Consider the following 21,750-nt stretch of genomic DNA (forward strand, 5'->3'; position numbering starts at 1 on the left):
AAAATGATTGTTTCTGAAATAAAAAATATCGAAAAAGAAGATACTCACATATATTATCGGCAAAAATATGTCGGAACAGCTATTTATACAATATTGGGCAAAGAGCAAAACGGAAAGGTTGAATTTTTTGTAGAACATAAACCTACAGGAGAAACGGAAATACAGGTACAAATGCTGGATAAAATAGATTACCCCGTTTTGCAGATAATGATGGAATTAAAAGCCTGTGTCCGCCGTTTAATCGAAACGAGGAAATTACCCTAATATGGATTTTATAGTAAAGACCGAAGATGAAACTACTGATTTAGGAAAAAAGATAGGAAAAAAATTAAAAAAAGGAGATGTTATAGCTCTAAGCGGAACTCTCGGAGCCGGAAAAACCTATCTTACAAAGGGTATAGCACAAGGCTTGGATATTCAAGAAGATATTACCAGCCCTACTTTTACCTTGATATCCGAATATTCGGGAAGGCTTCATCTATATCATATGGATGTATACAGGCTTGAAGGAATTGAAGATTTTTTAGACTTAGGCACCGAAGAAATGCTATATGGAGAAGGAGTTTGCGTCATTGAATGGAGTGAAAAGGTAAAGCCGGTTTTACCTTCAAACACTATTTATATAAACATAACAATAAATGATGACAATTCAAGAAAAATAGTCATCGATAACGGACTTTATGAGGATTTATGAACATAGTTTGCATTGATACAAGTTGGGCTTCCATTACAATAACGGCTCAAGGAAAAGAAGGAATATTTACCTCTATATTTACTCCCTCTAAGGCAAGACACTCGGCAATTCTTATTCCTGCATTGGAAAAGGCCGTAAAAGAAGCCGGATTTTCTGTAAACGAAACCGATATCTTGGTATGTCCTCAAGGTCCGGGAGGCTTTACCGGGTTAAGGCTTGCATACTCCACCGCAAAAGCAATTCAGCTGCAAACCAATGCTCAGTTTTTTTGCGTCTCTATTTTGCAGGCCCTTTGTCATAAATACGGTGAAGAAAGTCAATTCTTGTCTATAATCGATGCAAAAAGAGATTGTTTTTATGTGCAGGCTTTTAAAAATAAAAAGCCTGTTTCTGAAGCTCTCGATATAAGCGCACAAGAAGCTCTTAAACTTATCGATAAAGATAAAAAAACTATTATTTGCGGTTTTGGAACAAAAAAATTCAAAGAAGATATGGCTAAAGAAGATATGGCTTTTAAATCGGATAATTTTACCTTTATGGAGGCAGATAAGGAAATTTCTTCAAAAATATTACTGGATTGTTTTACGGCAGGTCAAAATTGTATAAAGGTTGAGGATCATGAAGGTCCTGTATATATAAGGAAAAGCGACGCAGAATATTAAGTATTTTCTGAAAAAAAGGAACTTGAACCTATGAAAAAAACTAAAAAAAAGGGAAAGAAACCTAAACGAGAAAAACTTCATGAAAAAACATTTCTCACTCTTGATGAGGTAGAAATTCTTGATGAGGTTGAAGAAGATTTGGAGGAGTTGAGCGGCGATATTTATCAAAATGACCCAGATAGTCTTCTTCATCCTGTAAATTTAAACAATCAAGAAATTAAAACTGAAGTTTTAAAAACGGCTGTAGACCTGCTTGCAACGCCGACAGTGTGCTCAATGCTGTTGGATAAAAATTTTTTAATCTTGTACATGAGTGATGCGGTAAAACATCTTTTTGAAGGCTATCACAATATAGAAAAAAAACCTTTCTTTAACATATTCGGCAGCACACTTGAAAAATCTAGCCTTGATGATCTTTTAAAAAAACTAAGAGCCCATAATCAGGGATATTCTTGGTCTGGAGTTTTAAAGCATAAAACAAGATACCGTAAAACCATGTACACAAAAACAAACATTTTCCCCTTATTCGATAATAATGCACTTAACGGATATTGGGTTATGTTTGAAGACATAAGCAGCTCCTACTTAAATCAATATAAGGGGATAATGGAAAGTCTTTTAAACGCATCAAAATTAAAAGATAACGATACAGGCTTTCATAATGAAAGGCTCAATTATTATTCGAAAGCACTGGCAGAAGCTTTGTTTAAGGAAAACTTATTTCCTCAAATAGATGCCGATTTTATCGATAATATTTCATCCCTTGCGGCCATACACGATATAGGAAAAATCGGCACCCCCGATTATATCTTACAAAAAAAAGGTTCTCTTAATGATATAGAATGGGCAGTTATGAGAGAGCACACCATTAACGGAACACTAATCCTTGCAAATTATCCTATACCTATGGCAAAGGAAATTACCCTAAGCCATCATGAGCGCTGGGACGGAAGAGGTTATCCTTACAGACTTGCAGGAGAGATGATCCCGCTGTCGGCACGAATAGTAGCAATAGCCGATGTTTATGATGCTCTCAGGATGAAAAGATCATATAAAGAAAGTATTCCTCATAACGAAACCGTTGAACATATTTCAAATGGAGCCGGAACCCATTTTGATCCTACCCTTATAGAAGTATTCCGCACCATTGACAAAGAATTTAATTATGTCTGGGAACAAAATAAAGATCAAAATCAAGCAGAATAAATTTTAAAACATAGTGTCTATTTCTTGAAATACTTCCTGTAAAAATATGTTCAAGTAAGTAAAACCCTTTTCGTTTAAATAGAAACTTTTATCCGTTAAAACGGCTTCATTTCTATCCGCCCATTTTAAAATAGTTTTTCCTGCAAATGCAGTAATATCTTTACCGAATCGTGACTTAAAAAAAGCTCTATCCATACCTTCCGTAAGTCTTAATCCCATCATAAAAGCTTCTTCTATAAATTCTTTTTCAGCTATAGTTTCGTATTCATAGACATCATCTCTGTTTTTACATTGCATCCATTTGGTTATATTTTTACAGGCAGAAAACCGCAATGCGTAAGCATGGGCGTAAGCAAGAGCTTGAGCATGTGCATGAGTACTCGAATATTCAGGCGGAGTACTTTTATCAAAGAAAACAGTACCGAAAGCCCCGGGGCCCACACCTATATAGTCTTGCAGTCTCCAATATTTCTCATTATGTATACTTTTATATAAATTTTTGTATGAAAAATTAGACACCTCATACTTATTATAGCCATTTTGCTCTAAAATACCTTTGCCGTAAGACCATAAAGCAGCTATTTCGTCATCTTTTTCGGACGATATCTTTGTATTTGAACACAGGGCGTATAGAGAAAAATGCTCAGGTTTGAAATTCACTAGGATTTCGATATCGTCTTTTAAAACTTCGAAAGTCTGATTATTTAACCCTGCGATTAAATCGCAAGAGAGAATTAAGCCTTTTTGACTGCGTAAAAGTCCGAGGGCTGAAAGACTTGTTTTCCTCCCTCCCCGTCTTTTACATTCTTTTAATACCTCATCGGATAACGATTGGATTCCGACCGAAAATCTGTTAATACCTCCATGAACCGCAGCCGTTAAAAAATCTTTATTTAAGTCTTCAGGATTGATTTCTACCGTAAATTCGGCGGGAGGATTTTTTTGTTCCTTTATGATTTGAGACGAAATGAAATAAAGGTCATCAGGCGATAAAAGTGAGGGAGTTCCGCCTCCTATATAGACAGTATCCCATTCGTTTACATCATATTTTTTTGCTTGAATTTTTATGTCTTCCATTAATCTTAGAGCAAAAGGGCTTACTCCACTGGCGGATAAAATATCGGTAAACCGGCCGGCTTGAACGGAAAAAAAATCGCAATAATTACATTTTTGGAGGCAAAACGGAATGTGGATATAAAGACCGGCTTTTCGCATCAATCAATAAGATTTAAATTCTTTTAAAGGCCAATATTTTAGGATAATCTTACCGCATATTTTTTTTTCGCCTTCAACGATACCCCAAAGACGCGAATCATCCGTAATTATTCTGTTATCGCACAGTACAAAATATTCGTCATCTTTTAATACGGTCTTAGGATAAGAACCCGAAAAAGGCAAAGAAGAATCCCAATCGGCAGGAAGACCTTTAATTTCAATATCATAATTTTTTTTAGTTAACTCAAATTCGGTTAAAAAGTGATCGGAATCCTTAGTTTTTATGTGTAAGACAAAGTTTTCCATGTATACCGTATCTCCGGGTAAACCCACAATTCGCCTTATTGAGCAAGAATCCAAAGTTTGCAGATCAAAGGGTTTAACAAGCTGAAAGGTAAAAAAACCGATAACGGAATTTACGGCAGCCTTAAAAAAAGATTTATTATTGGAAAAGGCTCCATTAATGATAACCAAATCACCTCTATTTGCAGAAGATACAGGGGCATAAATCGGAGTAGTCAAAACCATATCCCCTGCCGAAATTTCAGGAAACATGGTGTCGGTTTGGAGCCTATAAGTTTTTAATAAATAAGACGTTATCAGTATATATGCAAAAAAAGCAAAAAACACCAAAAAAACAATAAACACAACCTTATTACGGTATTCACGCTTTGCCGTATATGAAAAATTCCGATATTTTGCAGTCATTGTAATCCTCACCACATAATATCATTTTCCGCTGTCGTTGACAAGTGTCTAATCTATGAATATAATATGAATATGGAAAAAATACCTGTAAAAGTCATCGCAAAAAACAAAAAGGCATTTTTTAATTATACGGTTGAAGAAAAAATAGAATGCGGCCTTGTTTTAAAAGGTACCGAAGTAAAATCTCTTAGGGAAGGCAGAATATCTTTTCCGGATGCCTTTGCCGAAATTAAAGATAATGAAGTTTGGGTTAAAAATTTTCATATTTCCGAGTATGTATACTCTTCGGTTTTTAATCACGACCCTGAACGGCCAAAAAAACTGCTTTTAAAAAAGGATGAAATAAGGCGTTTAAAAAGAAAAGTAGAAGAAAAAGGATATACATTAATCCCCTTGGAATTTTATTTTAAAAACGGTATCGTTAAAGTACTCTTAGGTGTTTGTAAGGGTAAAAAGACCTTTGATAAACGTGCGGACATAAAAGAAAAAGATCTTAAACGAGATATGCAAAGAGAGATAAAAATAAGGAGTAAATAATGAAAATAAAAAAGTTTTACGGGATTCAAAGGTATTTACTCTTAATGTTGACTGTGTTGATTTTTACTGCAGCTAAGAGGCTTGATGCAGAACCATCTGTTGGAGTATTTAAACTTGAATCGAAGAATATAACCGAACAAACTACAACGACAATCAGTAACGCTATTTTCAGCTTTGTAAAAGAATTAAAAAAATACGATATCATCGACATGAGAACCACTCCCGTAACGGAAACCGATGCCCGGCAGCGCTTTGATTATGTTTTTGCAGGCAAGGTAACGGGCTTGGAAAACGGAATACAACTTGAACTAATGCTTAAAAATTCATCGGATAATATTACAAGGCGTATATCTAAAATTTATCAAAGCGTTAACCTAATCTTATTGGATTCCCGCATTTTAGTCTCGGATCTTTTCGATAAATCGGTTAATTTGTCGGCAGCATACACCCCGGAAGAAACCTCACAAAATAATGACGATGTAGAAGAAGTAAAAAATATCGACATCCTTTCAGGTTCATGGCAGGGAGAAGAAGACCTTGAACGGGTTGAAATTATGAGGGGCGGCAGAGGAATAGCCCTGCTTTCTAGCGGAATAACCATACTTCTTCAAATAAAAATAAATGACGGCCATTTGACAATAAATCAGTCGGGCAAACCTTCGGCAAGGCAATTTATAAATCTACCGGATGAGATAGCAAAAAAAGCTGCCGAGATGGGAAAAACCCCTTCATGGAAATTTTTAGTTTCGGCCAACAACAAAATTTTGGTCGGAGAAAAAACGGATATTGAAATAGTTTATCACGGAAACACCCTTGTTTCGGTAAATGAAGTTATAAAAAAAGTACGCTGGGTAAAAAATTAAAAGACCAAGTGCAGGGCACCCTGCCTAAGTATACGAGGTTCTTTATCAGTCAAATCGACGATTGTAGACGATAAACCCTTTTGCTCTCCTCCGTCAATTATCAAGGAAACCTTATCTTCAAACTCGCTTATTATGTCTTTAATATTGCTTAAAACGGGCAATCCCGAATAATTTACACTTGTAGAATAAATCGGAAAACCGGTCTTTTTTATCAGATTTCTGAGCCAGTTGTCGTCAGGGCATCTAAAAGCAGAAGTACCACCCCCTTCCCTATCCGGTACTATTATACTCAAGGGCCCCGGCCAAAGATTTAATACGGATTGAGGAATGAGCCTATCCGTATATTTATAAATGTCTTGAGGTTTTTCGATAAGTCCTATAAAACTTTTTGCAGCATCCCGCTTTTTTATTTTGATAATCTTTTCTTTTGTGGAAGGAATAATACCCGAAAAACCGTACACCGTATCGGTCGGAATTATAATAATTTCGCCATTTTTTAAGACGGAGGCAGCCGATTCTAAAGATTTAGGATCTTCTTTTAAAATAACCATCTTTTTTTTACCGCCAACATCTGAAAAATTATAACAATTATTCCCAAAGAAGCAGCTATTGTTTTGCATATATAATCTGAAAGAAAATATGGAGTTTCAATTTTTAAGATTGTTCCGGGATTTAAATCCTTCCCAAAGCCTGAATTAAAGTTGACAAGCTTGATTATTCCCTCATTATTGTATATATAACCGAGTTCATGAGCATAAATAGCTATTGTTTCAGGGTCATATGTCAAATTCCGTATAAGACTATCCAAATCATTTCCCGTTTCCCTAAGAGTCCGGACGTGATCTATAAGAGCGTCTCTTTGGAGCTCTATAAAACGTTTTGAATATATTCCCTTAGGACCCAAAAAAACGGCTAAAACAGTGTAAGCAAAAATAGTGATAAAAACGGGAATAAGCACTCTAAAATAGATTTTCATAGTCTAAATATATAACGGCATTTTATGTTTTTTTCTTGAATTTTTTGTCAAATTATTCAAATTAAATAATTTAAGGTTATTTACAAATTCTGTCGATATATAGTATAATTATTGATATGAGTTATACGGGAGAAATAGCATGGCATTAGACTTTAACAAAATCGAAGAACCGGATGATTCGGTTTTTCCGGTAAAACTTGAAGATGATTCAAATCTCGATATGTACGGTGTATGGGTCAAAAAAAGACCTGAACATAAAGACGGTTATGAAAATGAGTTACCTACAGAAAATGACACTGCTGAAGATCCTTTTGACAATGATATTATTGAATTTGATGATCATGATGTCGTGGATTTGGATAATTCGGACGAGTCTTTAGAATTCGAAGAATTAACAACAATAAACAATTTTGAAACCATCGATAGTGATGATTCTTTTGAAGATTTGGGAATCATTTCAGATGACAGTGACATTATTACTTCCGATGAAGACGGCATTTCTCAAGAAAGCATAACTGAAGAAAATACTATTTATGACGGAGACGAATTCGATATTTTCGCAGAGTCCGATGCAGAGATTATTGATGAAGGACTAGAAAATGAAGAAGAACAAAAGCCGGATATAAACGAATTTGAAACTCTTGATGTGGATGATTTTTTAAGCGACGAAGAAGACTCGGCCGCCTCATCATATGACGAAAACGAGAGTAACGATGAAACGGATAATTTAATCCCTGATAACGACAACATAAAACTGGATCTTTCCTTCGATGAAGATTACTTGGAGACAAAAGAAAGCGATGCCATAGATTTTGAAGGAAACGATAGTTTTGAAATAATCGCGGATGAACCCGATACATATGATACCGAAAAAGATGATACGGCTTCAAAAATAGAAAATTTACCCGAAAGAACTATCGAAGATATTTCGGACTTTGATGAAATTTTCGATGAACTTGAGGCAAAGGACGAAACTTCTGAAGAAACAGTAGAAGAAAAATCAAACGATATTCCTCTTAACATCACCATAGATGAATACTCCGATATAACCTCCCTTGCAGGCAAAACAATGGGAACGGATGACGATTTGGAAGATGTTGAGATATTCAGCGATGTAGCTGACTTTGAAGATGTAGAAGAACCGAATCACGCCGATAAAAACGATAATGACGGCTTGGTCATCGAAAGCACAATAATTGAAGCTGGAAATATAGAAGAGATAAAAAAAGAAAATGAAAAAATTATGAACAATTCCGATTTTGATTCTATGTTGGATGACCTTATGGATGAAGACTCCAAAACGGAAGAAACAGAAGAAGCTTTTACAGAAGAACCGGCACAGAAAAAATCCATATTTTTTGACGATATTGAAGCCCTCGAAAACGATCTTTTGGACTCAAATGGAGATGAGGCTTTGCAAGACAACTTAGAAACCGAACTCCATAAAGAAACCAATAACGAAAAAGAAAAATCCTCACAATCCGCCGTTTTGGCAAACGATAAAGCTACCGAGATATTGATTCAGATTGCAGGCGAACTTGTAAACATAAAAAATGAACTTGCAACCATGAAATTTGAAATGGCTCAAACACAACAAAAACTAGAAGAATCCAATGGTGCAGAATCTCAAGCGCCGGCTGTTGCCGATACCATCTTAAATGAGGTAACCGAAAGCGATAAAACGGGATTTTTTAATGACGATGACGGAGACGAAACGATAGCCCTTACAGGTGATGAGCTTAACAATATATTGATAACGGCAGATTTTATGGAAGAAAACACCGAAAAAGATTATGAAATTCCTGAAACATTGGATGAAATTGACGAAGCTTTTTTGGATGACGATGCGGATACCGATAATGAAACAGAAGCCGATACCGAAGTTTTTAGCGACGAAGATTTACTAAATGCCGTGGAACCTGAGCATATAAACGATTTAAGGGAAGATGTCAGCTACCTCGATGAAGAAGGCGGCATAGATCTTGAAGATGAAACAGTACAAGGTATTGATTTTGATACCTTTGATGAAAACACAGATACTCCGGCTCAAGAAGATACATCTATTGAAATTGAAGACTTCGTTTCGGAAGAGAAAGAAATCGATGATGATAAACAAGGAAGTATCGACGAATTCGACTTACCCATAACCGAACTTGAATTACCCGACGGCCAAAGTATTCCGTTAGGAGATGAATACAGCGGCTTTGAAACAATTAAAGAAAATATTGAAGAAGGTCATGACGAAGCTTTAAGCCTTGAGGATGGGAATACCGTATTTTCACCTGAAGAATTGGATATGGCAGCCAAGGATATTCCGAGGCTTGAGCTTGATGAAAGTGCGGCAGAAGAACAAAAGATAAAAACGGAGACTTTACCCATTCACCTAAAAGATGAAATAAAGTCGGTTCTAACATATATGGATCAGCTTCTTGAAAGTCTACCTGAAGAAAAGATTGAAGAATTTGCCAAGTCTGAATACTTTGATACTTATAAAAGGCTTTTTGATGAGCTGGGGATATCCTAATGGGATTGAGACAGAAGGCGGAGGCTGTAGGTATAAACGCTTACCGGCCTCCGAATGCTCCGATTGAATGGGCTTCTTCACCTTTTTTTGATGCAAAAAAGAATTTCAAGGACTTACTTAAAACCCTTCACATTGAAAAGGGAGGTTTTTTGGTAAAAACCGGTGAAGACTTTTACAATCTTTGCTTTGCGTCGGGTGTGGACATAACTACATTTCATAGATGTGTCATACCGGCAGAACTGATAGATAGTTTTGCAGTTGAAGAAAATGAGTGGTATTCCCTTTCCGACAAGGACTTAAAATCGATAAAAAGCTATTTTTCTTCTCAGGAATATATAAGTATTACCGATATCTTTTTATTTTCCATTGAAAAAGATAAAACTTTTTTGTTTTTAATAAAATCTCAAAAGGATGTTTATCGGGACAGCTTTGATCTTCAAAAAGCGGATAAAGATTTAAAAGATTTTTTGCCTTTATATAACGAATGTAAATTTATTATAGAAACGGCAAGACCCGTATACCCTTTTCAGTATGGTACTGATACAATAATGCTTAAAATAAAATCGGCCCTTAATTTTGATAATACGGCCCATTTATTAAAAATTGCTTTTTTTCATATTTTTCCCGACAGCGTAAAACTGCAAAGCGACTTAAATACCATAAGCCTCTATTATTCGATTATAAATAAAATTCTTAATCTTATGGGCAAGTCAAACATGGCAATTTTAGGTATGGATAATTGCCTTTATGCTTCGATATTTTCATCGGAAACCATGCCTATGGAACTTTACACAAAAAAAATAACTGCAAGCTTAACAAAGATTTACGGAGAAGATATATGTTCCAGATTATTGATGGAATATACCGGAACCTCAAAAAATATAAACGAGATAAAAACATTTTTTAAGGCCGTAATAAATGATAAAACAAATTAAACTTCACTCTTCTTATAATCCCCAAAAAGAAGCCGAAAGGTTTTCCGGCACAATAGGGGGCAATCCTAAAATTATCGTTATAACGGAACCCGGAGAATCTTATCTTGCTCCGATTTTACGCAAGAGATTTCCTGAAAGTAAATTGATAGCAATGCGGTACACCGATAATTATTTTTTGGACTCGGATAAACTTTGGGATAATGTTTGGAGACCGGCATCAGGAAATCCCGCTTTTTTTTTGATTAATAATATTCCTGATGAGTTTTTAGCTTCTGCTTTGTTTTTGCCGTGGAAACCTGCAGAAAATGTTTGGCCTGATTCGGCCTCACGAATATGGAAAGAAATATCCGAAGCTGTAAAAATAATTCAGAGCATAATAGCCACAAGAAATTTTTTTGGAAAAAAATGGCTTAAAAACATGGGCGAAAACTTTATTTTTTCGGAAAAACTTGTCGATATCGATTTTTCGGCAAAAAGAAATTCGGATAATGCCGAATCCTATTTTTTTGCAGGCGCAGGACCTACTCTGGATAAGGTTTTAAATAATTGCCGTGATAATATAAATAACATGTTTACCGCGGCAGCAGCTTCAGCCCTCCCGGCTCTCAGCAGCCGAAATATACGTTTAAATTTATGTATATCGACTGACGGCGGATTTTGGGCAGGCAATCATTTAAAATATCTGTATAGCGATAATTTTAAAGAAACTGCCCTAGCCTTCCCTCTTGAAGCAAAAATTCCTTCCGGCATTTTAAAAAAAAATCAATGCGTTTTTTTAAGCTACGGTTCGGCCCTTGAAACTCTTTTTTTTACAAAGTTGGGTATTCTTCCCTTTCAAGCAAAAAGAAACGGAAGCGTATCAGGAACTGCAATAGAGCTGCTTTTGGATAACACTGAAGGTAAAATCTTTATTGCCGGTCTGGATTTAAAAGAATCCAAAGGATTTTCTCATTGCTCGCCGCATGAAAGTCAAAAACAAAAAGAAAGTAATGCAGACAGATTAAATACATTATCCACTTTTGCAGCTGCATCCAATTTTGATCTGAGGTCATTAAAAACTTACGAAAAATGGTTCAGCCGGCTGCCCAACCCAAGAGCAGAACGTCTTTTTAGGATAGGACAAAATTTAACGGCCTTGGGCAACATAAAATCGGTAAGTGAAGAAGATTTTAAAATTCAAACTTCCAACCAAGGAAAAAATACCGAAATAAACAAAATAAAACCTTTGGAATGTAAACCCTTAAAAGAAAAAAAAGCTCTCTTATCAGAAATTTATACGAACATAAAAGACGAAATAAAAAGCAATATCTTTTTCGATAAAGTAAAAGTAAGTGTAAAAGAAACAGGTTTTAGTACACCGGAAAAAGAATTGTGTGAATTTATTTCTTTTCAAAATTATATGAGTTTTATAAAAGAAAAAGGCACAAGCGGCGAAAAAGAAATCAAGGTAAAACTTGAAAACGAGATAACGAATTTTTTGGAAAATCAAATTAAAAGGTTCGACTCATGAATTTATTAGATAAAAATATAGAAAGTTTAAAAAGAAAAAATTTACAACTTGCCGAAGATATTATAAATTCGGGCGAGGGAACGGATTATCTGCACACCGAAACTTCCAAGACAGGCTTACTTCTTCCCGTATTAAAAAACGGCAAACACCTTCATTCAAAATATGACCCGTTAAAAGAAGCGGAAAGACTTTTTACCGGGAATGAAAATTTTGTTCTTTTTTGCGGATTGGGAGCCGGCATTCATATAGAATATTTTTTAACACATTTTAAATTAAAACACTGCGCCGTAACGGAAACTGATTTTGCAAATTTAAAAAGCCTTTTTAAAATAATGGATTTTTCAAATCTGATTATAAATAACAACTTAACCTTTTTACCGCCGTTGGAATCGGAAAATTTTGAAAAAGAATTTATTAGTTCTTATATTCCTGCTTTGCACGGCAATTTTGAAATAAAAATTTTAAGGCCCTGGGAAGATTTTTACAAAGAAAAGATGCCCGAATTCGAAAAGAAAATTCAAAATTCGCTTGAAAAAATACAGGCCGATGTTTCGACTCAGGCGGCTTTCGGTAAAATATGGATGCGGAATATCATGCATAATTTAAAAACGGCAGCTTTAATCCGCCCTTCAATTCCTAAGCCGGATACAAGAAAAAAAGCCTATATTTTGGGAGCCGGGCCAAGCCTCGAATTCGCTCTAAAAGATATAAAAAAAGAACGAAATAAAATTGTTCTTTTTGCTTCCGATACTGCATTTCCCGTTTTAATGGAGGAAGGAGTAGAAGCAGATTTTTTTGTGAGTATGGATCCGCAAAATATTTCTTATGCTCATTGCTTTAAGCCTTTTACACAAAACACCATAGGTATATTTGATCTTTGTGCAAACCCGATTCTTGCAAGGGAATTCTTAAAAAACGGCAACGCTTTTTTCTTTACAAAAAGCGATCATCCCTTTGCACAATTTGCTTCGCTTTTTTCGCCCTTCCCTTATATGGAAACCGCAAGCGGAACTGTTGCCCTTGCGGCAGGAGCTGCAGCCTGCGCTATGGGATTTAAAGATCTAAATTTTGAGGGTTTGGATTTTGCCTACACTGACGGTAAGACGTATGCAACCGGAACCTATCTTTCAAAGCGGTTTGAAAATACATCCCTTAAAACTTCACCTTTGGAAACAAAATTTTGTGATTTAATGTTTCGAACTCAGGTAGAAAAAACCGAAAAACAAGGGAAAATAACTTACACGACAGCTCTTTTAGACTCATACAAAAGCTTTTTCCTTTCAAAAATTTCATTTTTTGAAAGAAGATCTCAAAAGGTAATTTGGAATAAAGACGATTTTTCTTTGTTCCCTTATACCGAGTTTATCTCTTATTTAAAAAACTCTATTGATAAAGATAAGCAAAGGCTGACAACGGCTCTTTTGCCCTATTTTGCCTATTTAAGCAAAAGATTATCTAAAAATATGCCGGATTTTGCCGATTTAGAACTTGTACTATCTCAAATTCTGGAGTATACTATAAATTAATGAAAAAGATGTATATTGGCATATATGCCGCAATTGCGTTAATAATTATATTCGGAACATTTTCATGGTTTGTTTACGGGATTATAAAAGACTCCGATTACGGTGCGGAGGAGTCCCGTTCTATATTTGCCTATTTTGCAAAGCAGATCATAATATCTTCCGAAAAAGACAACTTTGCACAAACTTCTTATAATCAGAAGTTATATGAGCTTGCAAACGAATTGGAAATAAAAGCCTTTGTTATTTCTAAACCTTCTAAAAATGTTGTAGTATCTTGGCCTAAGGATTCGGACCTCATAGGCTATGATGAGGCAGGTAATTTTATCATAAAGCCGGCTTCATTGTTTGTAGTAAATCATACCGGAAAAATAAATGTAAAAACAATGCAAAGCTATGATACGGAACTTGTGCTTACAGCATCGATTCCGACACTAAAACCCGCGGCAATTTACTTGAGGCTTAGAAGCGCATTTTTTATAATATTAGCCGTTACCATTTTGACTATAATCATAATTCTTGTGACAAATCTTACAAATACTCAAGAAATGGTATATGCCGATATAAAACAAGGCGGATTCGGAGATGGAGAGCTTGAAGATGAGGTTTATCCGAATATCGACTACAATGAACCAGAGCAAAATTTTCAGGACAACAGCGGCATATCCGAAAATATCGGGAACCATAAAACCATACACGAAACCGCCGATGATGATGTGTATGGACTTGAAGACTTGGATAATTTAAAAATTACTCAACAATTTCCTTATGAGTCCGGAGCAGGAACAACCTATAAAGAAGAAAAAGATATTGCCTATATAAGCTCCGACTCAGAAGAATATACGGACATTCAAAATACATCGGTTTTTGATACTGCAAATGCAGAAGCCATCGAAAAAGTCAGAGGTCTTTACTCCCCCATTACGGGAATCAGCTGGCAGGAATATTTACCCGAGTATTTGGAATCGGAATTACGGCGGGCAGCCTCTTCCGAACAAGATATAGCCCTGGTTATTATGAAACTTGATGATTTCAGCCTCGAAAGCATGATAGGAAAGAAGATTGCGGCTCTTTTAATAGACTTTATCAAATTTAGAGATATGATTTTTGAATTTGACAGCAACGGTTTTGCCGCCATCCTTCAAGACACAAACTTGGATGAGGCTATGAAAAAGGCCGAAGAGATATATAAGGGCACGAAGAGTATTTTAACGGAATACGATATATCGAAATCGGTTTCGATAGGAATTACCACCAGAACTTCACGTCTCATTTCTTCGGGAAGAATGATAGAAGAAGCTCAGGCCGCCGTAAACCGCGCCATAAACAACAATGACGATCCTATAGTAGCCTTTAGAGTCAATCCCGACAAATACAGGGAATTTATTTCGGATAATTAAAAACGGGCATCCTTGGGGCTTTATCAAAATCTTTAAAAATGTCACATAAATGTAAGGTTTATCCGCTATACTGGGCACCATAAAGAAGGTGCCCCATTATAATGGTAGACCGTCTACCATTATAATGAGGGAGCACCTGCATTGTTTTTTGTGAGGTTTTTATGGAAATTATACGGATTGAACATGTGTCCAAGACCTACGGCAAGGGCGATATACCGGTAAAAGCCCTTGATGACGTAAGCCTTTCGGTTGACAGGGGTGAGTTTGTTGCGATTGTCGGTTCTTCGGGGAGCGGAAAAAGCACCCTCCTTCATATTTTGGGCGGGGTGGATTCACCGGATTCGGGAAAGATTTTTATTCAGGGCGAAGATATTTCGAAGTACACGGAAGATGAACTTGCCCTTTTCAGAAGGCGGAAGGTGGGGCTTGTCTATCAGTTTTATAACCTTATCCCGAACCTGTCAATCGAAAAAAATATCAGCCTGCCGCTTGTGCTTGATAAGCAAAAGGTCGACAAGGATAAACTTATCAATCTTGCCGAAAAGCTCGGCATAAAAAATAAGCTAAGCAATTTTCCGCACGAACTTTCAGGCGGACAACAGCAGCGGGCGGCCATTGCGCGGAGCCTCATTTATTCTCCCGCCCTCCTTTTGGCGGACGAGCCTACGGGAAACCTTGACCGCAAAAACACCGACGAGATTATGAGCCTCCTTCAATATGCAAATAAAACATATAATCAAACCGTTTTAATGGTAACTCATGACGAGCGGCTCGCCCTTTCCGCTTCAAGGATTGTGGAATTGTCGGACGGTAAAATTGTAAAGGACGAGGCTCTATGAAAAAACTCTGCATAAAAAATTACGATGTGAAAAAAAACGGAGCCGTCCTCCTCGCCGTTACAATGACGGGCATATTTTTTTCGCTCTTTGTGAATATAGCTTATTCTTCATATTCAAGTAAGATTGCTTCTCTTAAAGAACGCTTCCCCTACGATGCCGTTACGCGTAAATCCTATACGCAGGAAGTGCGGAGCCTCATCGCCGCTCACAAAAACGTCAAGGAAACCCGCATCATTCGGGACTTGATTTCGATTCGGCATGAGGGCGTTTTATGCACGCTTGAAGAAGCGGAAGGCAGTATGCTCACCCGAGATGCCTTGATTGAAGGGCATTTTCCGAAAGACAACACGGAGCTTATAATCTCTACGGAATTTAAAGAAAGGTTCGGTCTTGGAATAGGCGATACAGTGAGCGTAACCGCGGGAAAGCGCATTGTGCGGTTAAAGGAAGGGGGAAAGGCAGCCGAAAGCGAAACTTCCGCCGAAACCGGCACCGAAGAAGGTAATGAGCGGATTGTGCCTGCGGGAGAATATCCTGCAAAAGGCGAAGCCTTCCGTCCTGAAGGAGAGCGCTCCTTTACCATTACCGGTATTTTTAAAAATAACAGGACTACCGTCACGGCAAATCCGAATGTGAAGACTTCAGCCTTAGGCGATGCTTTTAAGGACGGAAAGACCGCAAACATAGCCCTTGTTTTTGCAAATAAATGGAAGGGCTATAAAACCGTAAAAGATCTCGCTTCTTTAATAGAGCCTGAAACAGAGGACTTCCGCAATGTCTTTTTTGTAAACGATCTGCTTCTTGCCGTATACGGAGCCTTTGACCGAAATGAAATTTCTATTGAGCAAATCCTTACGGTAACGCTTTTTCCTCTCTATCTTGCGGTGGGAACGGTTCTCGTCTTTGTGCTGATGCTTAAAAATATTTACGGCATTTGGGCCTTCAATAAAATACGGACGCTTGCAATGTATAAAAGTATCGGCTCCTCTCGTAAACAGCTCAAAAAACTCGTGGTAAAAGAAGCCTTAAAGCAAGCCCTGCCTGCGGCCTTCTTCAGCCTTATTCCGGGCAATATCCTTTCGTTTCTTATTATCGAGTTTATAAAGGGGACAGAGAAAAACGCTCAACATCAAATTGTTTCGAGCTATAATTTCAGTATAACGGTGAATCTTATTGCAGGAGTCTTTGTTTTTATCTGTGTTGCGCTTTCGGCGAGCCTTCCCGCCCGTAAGCTTTCCCGCATGGACATTATCGAAGCACTAAAAGGCGGCTTTGAGCTTAAAAAAGAGAAACGGAAAAGGCAGGCAAAAAGCCTTGAAAAAGAATTGCGCAAAAACAACTTTACTCTTTTTAAGGCGAGTACCGCCCTTGTTACCTTTTCGCTTAGCCTCATCTTTTTTATTTTGCTTATGGAAACGGGACTTCATGTAGAGCGCAATTATTGGAAAACTGAGAGCGTCTATAATTTTTATCTTTTTTTGCGCACCCACAGAAAAGGAATCCCCGAGCCCTTTCAGCGCCTGCAAGACAAGCTCGATAAAAAAGATTATTTAATTTACACGCAAAAATATGCGTTTATGTATCCCGAAACTTTTTTGTCGGACGAGTTTAAAAAAAAGGGATTTTATAAAAAGGCGGAGGGTAAACTTTTTAAAAGAGAAAACGGTAAGGCGGTTATCTCGGTGTTTTTTACCGGCCTTTTGCCCGATGATTTTAAAAAGTTAACGGGGCACAGCGATTACCGCGGAATTGTGGTGCTTAACTCTGTCCGCAAAAATTTTGAAGATGAGGTTTCCAAGGCTCAATACATTCCCTATTTTGACGAAAGCGTAAAAAGTCTTCCCATAACTCTGTACGGAATCGGCAGTACAGGCAGTGATATGGCGGAAAAAGAATTCGTTGTCGAAAAATACATTATGGAACTTCCCCAAGATTTTTTAGACGATAGAAACGAAATTGCAAGCGGCTATGATGTGGTGGTCTTTATTCCGGCAGAAGAATTGGATCGGCTTTTGCATGAACATTTTACTCCGAAAAACGAATACGACTATACGTTTACCCGGTATGTTATGAATATCCGCACCGAAGAGCATAAAAATACGCCTCTTGCCGATGAAAACTATTATAACAATCTTTTAAAAAATTACATACAGGAGGAAGAGCGGTTCAGTGTTGAAGGTGAACAATTGCACTCGGCCAATAAGTCCGAATCCGATGTGCTTTCCCTTTTATTGTATTCGGTATGTGCCGTCTGCACTCTGATTACCCTTGCTACCGTGTACGCTGCCGTAAACATGTTTTTTGCCCGCCGAAAGCGCGAAATATTTTTGCTCAAATCGTGCGGCATTCGGGAAGCTGAACTAAAAGCCTTACTTATGCGCGACTATTTTTATTTTATGCTGCGCTCGGTGCTGTATGCCGTACCGCTTTGTACAGGCTTAACGCTTTGGTACGGAACATTGAGCATTTCGTTTACGTTTAAACGCTTTTTAATCTATATGAACTATCCTGTGCTCGCAGCTCTTACCGTACTGATTGCCGCTGCCGTCTACCTCTTTTTCCGCCTTGGCGCAAAGCGTTTTCAAGGCATGAATATAGCGGAGGAGGTAAGGGAGTAACTAAAGCGGATAATTATTGCATTATGAATTGAAAACGTGTGATTTTCGTGCTATAATGGTTAAAGAGCGGACATCCTGTCTGCTCTTTAACTCCGGTTTTACGCGGGGCGTAAAACCGGTTACCTAAAGCTTTTCTGCACGTCCATGTGCAGGTTGTAAAAGCTATGTGAAATGATGAGCGGGATGGGAACGTCCTGTTCCCTTTTTAACTTCAGTTTTGCGTTGCAAAACTTGTTATCTGCGGCTTTTCTGCACGTCCGTGGTGGAATAGGAGGGCAAGTTATGAGTACTGCAAATAGAAAGTACAAAGATTCTGTCTTTGTTGATTTGTTCGCAGAAGATGAAAAAGCAAAAGAAAACTTTTTATCGCTTTATAATGCCTTGCATAGGACAAATCTACCGCTTTCTTGTCCTGTAGAAAACATAAGGCTTGATAATGTCATGTATATGAACATAATAAACGATGTTTCTTGCCTTGTGGACGGTAAAATCATAGTGTTGGCTGAACACCAGTCCACCATAAACGAAAATATGCCTTTACGCTTTTTGCAGTATATCGCTCGGCTCTATGAAAAACTGCAAGCTCCGACAGACAGGTATCTGAGAAAGCTGTCAAAAATACCCGCGCCTGAGTTCTATGTTTTCTACAATGGCACAGATGATTATCCTGAAACCGCAATTCTAAAACTCTCCGATGCCTTTATTACAAAGCCTGAACAGATACCGCTGGAACTTGAAGTAAAGGTATTTAACATAAACAAGAATAAGGGAGCGGAAGTATTAAGCCGCTGTAAACCGCTTGAAGAATACAGTCTTTTTGTAGAAGAAGTACGAAAGCAAATGCAGCTCGACAGCGAAAACGGCTTTACCAATGCGGTAAAAATATGTATAGAAAAGGGAATCTTAAAAGAATACTTAATGAGAAAATCACGGGAGGTAATAAATATGTTGGTAGCAGAATATGATTATGATACGGACATTGCCGTACAGCGTGCAGAAGCAAGCAGAATAGCTTTTGCTGAAGGAATTGAACAAGGAATTGAGCAAGGGTTCTCCGACGGCTCTTACCAAAAAGCTCTTGAAACGGCAAAACTTATGAAACAAGCAAATTGTGAGCTTGACTTTATTATGCAAATGACAAGACTTTCCAAAGAAGAAATAGAAAAACTGTAACAAAGTGCGAAGTACAAATGCCGAAGTACAAAGTTCGCCCCTCGCACTTCGCCCGTTCGCCCCTCGGACTCGCACTTTGTACTTTCTTAAAACAAATTACAAAAAACTTTTCCAAAAACTTGTTATTCTCAAAAACTTGCATTATAATGTTTAAAGAGCGGACATCGTGTCCGCTCTTTAATCCGAGTTTTACGCTCCGCGTAAAACTCCTTACCTATAGCTTTAGCATACATCCGTGTATGCGCCGGAAAGTGAATGGAGGAATGTGAACTGCGAGGATTTATGAACGGCAAAATAAACCGCTTAAACAGTATAATAAAGGGTTCTCAAAAAAGTTCGGAAAAACGGCAAAAGTACTTGACACGGTACCGCATCCACGCGCAAAATTCACAGCTTCACAGCTTCACAGCTTCACAGCTTCACAGCTGAGGGCTAGCTGTGCCCAAATACATTTTCACTCACACACAAAACACACTTCGCATATAAAAGAGCGTAGGGTAAAGCCCGTACCCTCTTTTTTTATACACAAACCCCCGTAATCGGTTTAAAAACCGCACGTCCTGTGCGGTTTTTAAACCGAGTTTTGCTTGCGCAAAACTCATTACTAACGGCTTTTCTGCACATCCGTGTGCAGGATTTAAAACAGGATGTTTTATGTGCGGCTTTCGGCACGTCCTGTTCGGTTTTGAACTCGGGTTTTGGGCTTTGCCCAAAACTCATTATCTATAGCTTTTCTGCACGTCCGTGTGCAGATAAGAATTATGAATTATTTATTAAGGAGAAAAACAATGAAAAACACAAAACAAAGAACTGCATTTTTAAGAAATCGGGCGGCAGTCCTCACACTTGCCGCATCGTTAGTGATTATGGGGCTCTTTACCGCCTGCCCCAACGCCGCAGGAGGCGGCGGAACAAGTTCCGGCGGTAACACGGGCGGGGGTAGCAGCACCTCGCAATCCACATACACCGTAAACTTTAGCGTAGAAGACGGGAACGGAACACTTACGGCAAAGGTAGACGGCACGGCAATAAACAGCGGCGCCCAAGTGGAAAAAGGCAAAACCGTAACCTTTACCGCAACACCCGCAGCGGGCTACAGAATAACAGGCTGGAGCCGTAACGGCAGCTACCTGCCCATTGCAGGAAACACTTATTCGGAGCCAATTACCTCCGATGTAACGGTAGAGGTAGGCTTTGAATTGGATGTTCCCAACTACACCGTAAATTTCGGCACAGAAGGCGGGAACGGAACCCTTACGGCATTAGACCCTAACTCACAGCCGATTACAACGGGTACCGAAATAGCAAAAGGAAAAAAAGTCCGCTTTACCGCAGAGCCCGCAACAGGCTACATGACCGGCAGCTGGACAATCTCGGGCGGCAGCTTTGAAGCGGGTACCGGCACCCCTGAAAATCCCCTTGCAAACGTAACGGTAAACGCCCCTCTTACGGTAAAGGTGAGCTTTAAGCCGGCAGACACCATACCGCTTGCAAAATTAAGAATCGAAGGCACCGTGCTTAAAGGCTTTAAGGAAGGAGAAAACCCCGCAGGTATATTGCGCGTACCCGCGGGCATTACCGAAATTGCCGACAACGCTTTTCATTCCTGTACCGGCATAACGGAAGTACACCTTCCCGAAAGCCTTACCAAAATCGGCAAGTATGCTTTTAAGGATTGCGAAGGTATAACAAAGCTGACTATGGGCAAAAACCTTACCCGCATCGCCTACGGTGCTTTTGACAGCTGTAGAAACCTTGAAGGAATGCTCGAATTCCCCCCGAACCTTGCCGAAATAGACGGTGGTGCTTTTAGCCAATGCAATAAAGTAAGCGGCCTCGATTTTTCCAAGTGCACACAGCCCCTTACAATCGGCGAGTATGCCTTTGAAGACTGCGGAATAACAGGAACCGTCAAACTTCCCGCACGCCTTAGCTCTGTGGGAGATGGTGCGTTTTGGGCCTGCAATAAGGTTGCACTCTTTGACTTTTATGAGTGCAGCAACCCGCCCCTTACGGCAATCGGCACCAACGCCTTTAACTATACAGCCGGCAGGTTTAAAGTTAAAACCGGCACAGGCATAAAAGCCCTGCTCACCGCCTCAGGCGTAGCCGCAGGCAGAATAGACGAGGAAAGTTAATTGTTTCAAAACCGAGCCTCCTGCTCGGTTTTGAATCCCGGTTTCGGGCAAGCCCGAAACCGATTACTAACGGCTTTCCCGTACCTCCGTGTACGGGATTGTAGAAATTAAATTGAACATACAGCTGTCAGCTGTATAGGCCGGATTCCAAAGGCCGGCGAGGCCTTTGGCAGTGCGGGAGAGAGAGGGGGTTCTAGGGGGAGAGAGAACCCTGCCCTGAACGGGGGTC

General features: G+C 38.6%; 19 protein-coding genes. 15 read left to right on the forward strand and 4 right to left on the reverse strand.

Annotation, left to right across the window (positions count from 1 at the left end):
• Positions 1 to 3 precede the first annotated feature (3 nt).
• From E4O01_RS06100 to E4O01_RS06115, 4 genes are read left to right on the forward strand one after another with little or no spacing between them, the layout of a single operon-like run.
• Positions 4 to 264, forward strand: a complete 261-nt coding sequence (locus E4O01_RS06100) for a DUF4822 domain-containing protein (RefSeq protein ID WP_253694890.1) — start codon at positions 4 to 6, stop codon at positions 262 to 264.
• 1 nt (position 265) lies between these two features.
• Positions 266 to 694 (forward strand): tRNA (adenosine(37)-N6)-threonylcarbamoyltransferase complex ATPase subunit type 1 TsaE, encoded by a 429-nt coding sequence (tsaE, locus tag E4O01_RS06105; protein ID WP_253694891.1) that lies wholly within the window; start codon positions 266 to 268, stop codon positions 692 to 694.
• Positions 691 to 1,356, forward strand: a complete 666-nt coding sequence (gene tsaB / locus E4O01_RS06110) for a tRNA (adenosine(37)-N6)-threonylcarbamoyltransferase complex dimerization subunit type 1 TsaB (RefSeq protein WP_253694892.1) — start codon at positions 691 to 693, stop codon at positions 1,354 to 1,356. The genes tsaE and tsaB overlap by 4 nt, the downstream gene beginning before the upstream one ends.
• A 30-nt stretch (positions 1,357 to 1,386) precedes the next feature.
• The gene (locus E4O01_RS06115; protein WP_253694893.1) at positions 1,387 to 2,562 is read left to right on the forward strand and encodes an HD-GYP domain-containing protein; all 1,176 of its coding nucleotides are present in this window, start codon (positions 1,387 to 1,389) and stop codon (positions 2,560 to 2,562) included.
• A gap of 3 nt (positions 2,563 to 2,565) precedes the next feature.
• On the opposite strand, the gene E4O01_RS06120 is transcribed toward E4O01_RS06115, so the two are convergent.
• Complete coding sequence (locus E4O01_RS06120; RefSeq protein WP_253695185.1) at positions 2,566 to 3,777, reverse strand: coproporphyrinogen-III oxidase family protein; 1,212 nt, start codon at positions 3,775 to 3,777, stop codon at positions 2,566 to 2,568.
• 3 nt (positions 3,778 to 3,780) lie between these two features.
• Positions 3,781 to 4,485, reverse strand: coding sequence for a signal peptidase I (gene lepB / locus E4O01_RS06125; protein ID WP_253694894.1), 705 nt, complete (start codon positions 4,483 to 4,485; stop codon positions 3,781 to 3,783).
• 72 nt (positions 4,486 to 4,557) lie between these two features.
• On the opposite strand from lepB, the gene smpB reads away from it, so the two are divergent.
• Together smpB and E4O01_RS06135 are read left to right on the forward strand one after the other, a co-directional pair.
• Positions 4,558 to 5,022, forward strand: a complete 465-nt coding sequence (smpB, locus tag E4O01_RS06130; protein WP_253695186.1) for an SsrA-binding protein SmpB — start codon at positions 4,558 to 4,560, stop codon at positions 5,020 to 5,022.
• The gene (locus E4O01_RS06135; protein ID WP_253694895.1) at positions 5,022 to 5,885 is read left to right on the forward strand and encodes a TP0183 family DNA metabolism protein; all 864 of its coding nucleotides are present in this window, start codon (positions 5,022 to 5,024) and stop codon (positions 5,883 to 5,885) included. The genes smpB and E4O01_RS06135 overlap by 1 nt, the downstream gene beginning before the upstream one ends.
• Here E4O01_RS06135 and E4O01_RS06140 read toward each other — a convergent pair.
• Entirely contained in the window at positions 5,882 to 6,436 is a 555-nt protein-coding gene (locus tag E4O01_RS06140) for an L-threonylcarbamoyladenylate synthase (RefSeq protein WP_253694896.1), read from the reverse strand. The genes E4O01_RS06135 and E4O01_RS06140 overlap by 4 nt on opposite strands.
• Positions 6,424 to 6,861 (reverse strand): septum formation initiator family protein, encoded by a 438-nt coding sequence (locus E4O01_RS06145; RefSeq protein ID WP_253694897.1) that lies wholly within the window; start codon positions 6,859 to 6,861, stop codon positions 6,424 to 6,426. The genes E4O01_RS06140 and E4O01_RS06145 overlap by 13 nt, the downstream gene beginning before the upstream one ends.
• Before the next feature lie 139 nt (positions 6,862 to 7,000).
• Between E4O01_RS06145 and E4O01_RS06150 the strand changes: the two genes are divergently transcribed.
• The 9 genes from E4O01_RS06150 to E4O01_RS06190 all read left to right on the forward strand — a co-directional run bounded on the left by E4O01_RS06150 (position 7,001) and on the right by E4O01_RS06190 (position 21,521).
• On the forward strand, positions 7,001 to 9,385 hold the full coding sequence (locus E4O01_RS06150; RefSeq protein ID WP_253694898.1) for a midas domain-containing protein: 2,385 nt from the start codon (positions 7,001 to 7,003) through the stop codon (positions 9,383 to 9,385).
• Entirely contained in the window at positions 9,385 to 10,320 is a 936-nt protein-coding gene (locus E4O01_RS06155; RefSeq protein ID WP_253694899.1) for a hypothetical protein, read from the forward strand. The genes E4O01_RS06150 and E4O01_RS06155 overlap by 1 nt, the downstream gene beginning before the upstream one ends.
• Positions 10,304 to 11,830 (forward strand): 6-hydroxymethylpterin diphosphokinase MptE-like protein, encoded by a 1,527-nt coding sequence (locus tag E4O01_RS06160; RefSeq protein ID WP_253694900.1) that lies wholly within the window; start codon positions 10,304 to 10,306, stop codon positions 11,828 to 11,830. Before E4O01_RS06155 ends, E4O01_RS06160 begins: the two co-directional genes overlap by 17 nt.
• On the forward strand, positions 11,827 to 13,356 hold the full coding sequence (locus tag E4O01_RS06165; RefSeq protein WP_253694901.1) for a motility associated factor glycosyltransferase family protein: 1,530 nt from the start codon (positions 11,827 to 11,829) through the stop codon (positions 13,354 to 13,356). Before E4O01_RS06160 ends, E4O01_RS06165 begins: the two co-directional genes overlap by 4 nt.
• Entirely contained in the window at positions 13,356 to 14,753 is a 1,398-nt protein-coding gene (locus E4O01_RS06170; protein WP_253694902.1) for a diguanylate cyclase domain-containing protein, read from the forward strand. The genes E4O01_RS06165 and E4O01_RS06170 overlap by 1 nt, the downstream gene beginning before the upstream one ends.
• A gap of 161 nt (positions 14,754 to 14,914) precedes the next feature.
• A complete protein-coding gene (locus E4O01_RS06175) occupies positions 14,915 to 15,592 on the forward strand; it encodes an ABC transporter ATP-binding protein (RefSeq protein ID WP_253694903.1) in 678 nt (225 codons plus the stop codon).
• Positions 15,589 to 18,210: an ABC transporter permease gene (locus tag E4O01_RS06180; RefSeq protein ID WP_253694904.1), complete on the forward strand. Its 2,622-nt coding sequence runs from the start codon at positions 15,589 to 15,591 to the stop codon at positions 18,208 to 18,210. The genes E4O01_RS06175 and E4O01_RS06180 overlap by 4 nt, the downstream gene beginning before the upstream one ends.
• 282 nt (positions 18,211 to 18,492) lie before the next feature.
• The gene (locus tag E4O01_RS06185) at positions 18,493 to 19,383 is read left to right on the forward strand and encodes an Rpn family recombination-promoting nuclease/putative transposase (protein ID WP_253694905.1); all 891 of its coding nucleotides are present in this window, start codon (positions 18,493 to 18,495) and stop codon (positions 19,381 to 19,383) included.
• A 788-nt stretch (positions 19,384 to 20,171) separates the two neighbouring features.
• A complete protein-coding gene (locus tag E4O01_RS06190; protein ID WP_253694906.1) occupies positions 20,172 to 21,521 on the forward strand; it encodes a leucine-rich repeat protein in 1,350 nt (449 codons plus the stop codon).
• The last annotated feature ends 229 nt before the right edge of the window (positions 21,522 to 21,750 follow it).

Origin of the sequence: Treponema sp. OMZ 790, assembly GCF_024181285.1 — a bacterium.
Lineage (GTDB): Bacteria > Spirochaetota > Spirochaetia > Treponematales > Treponemataceae > Treponema_B.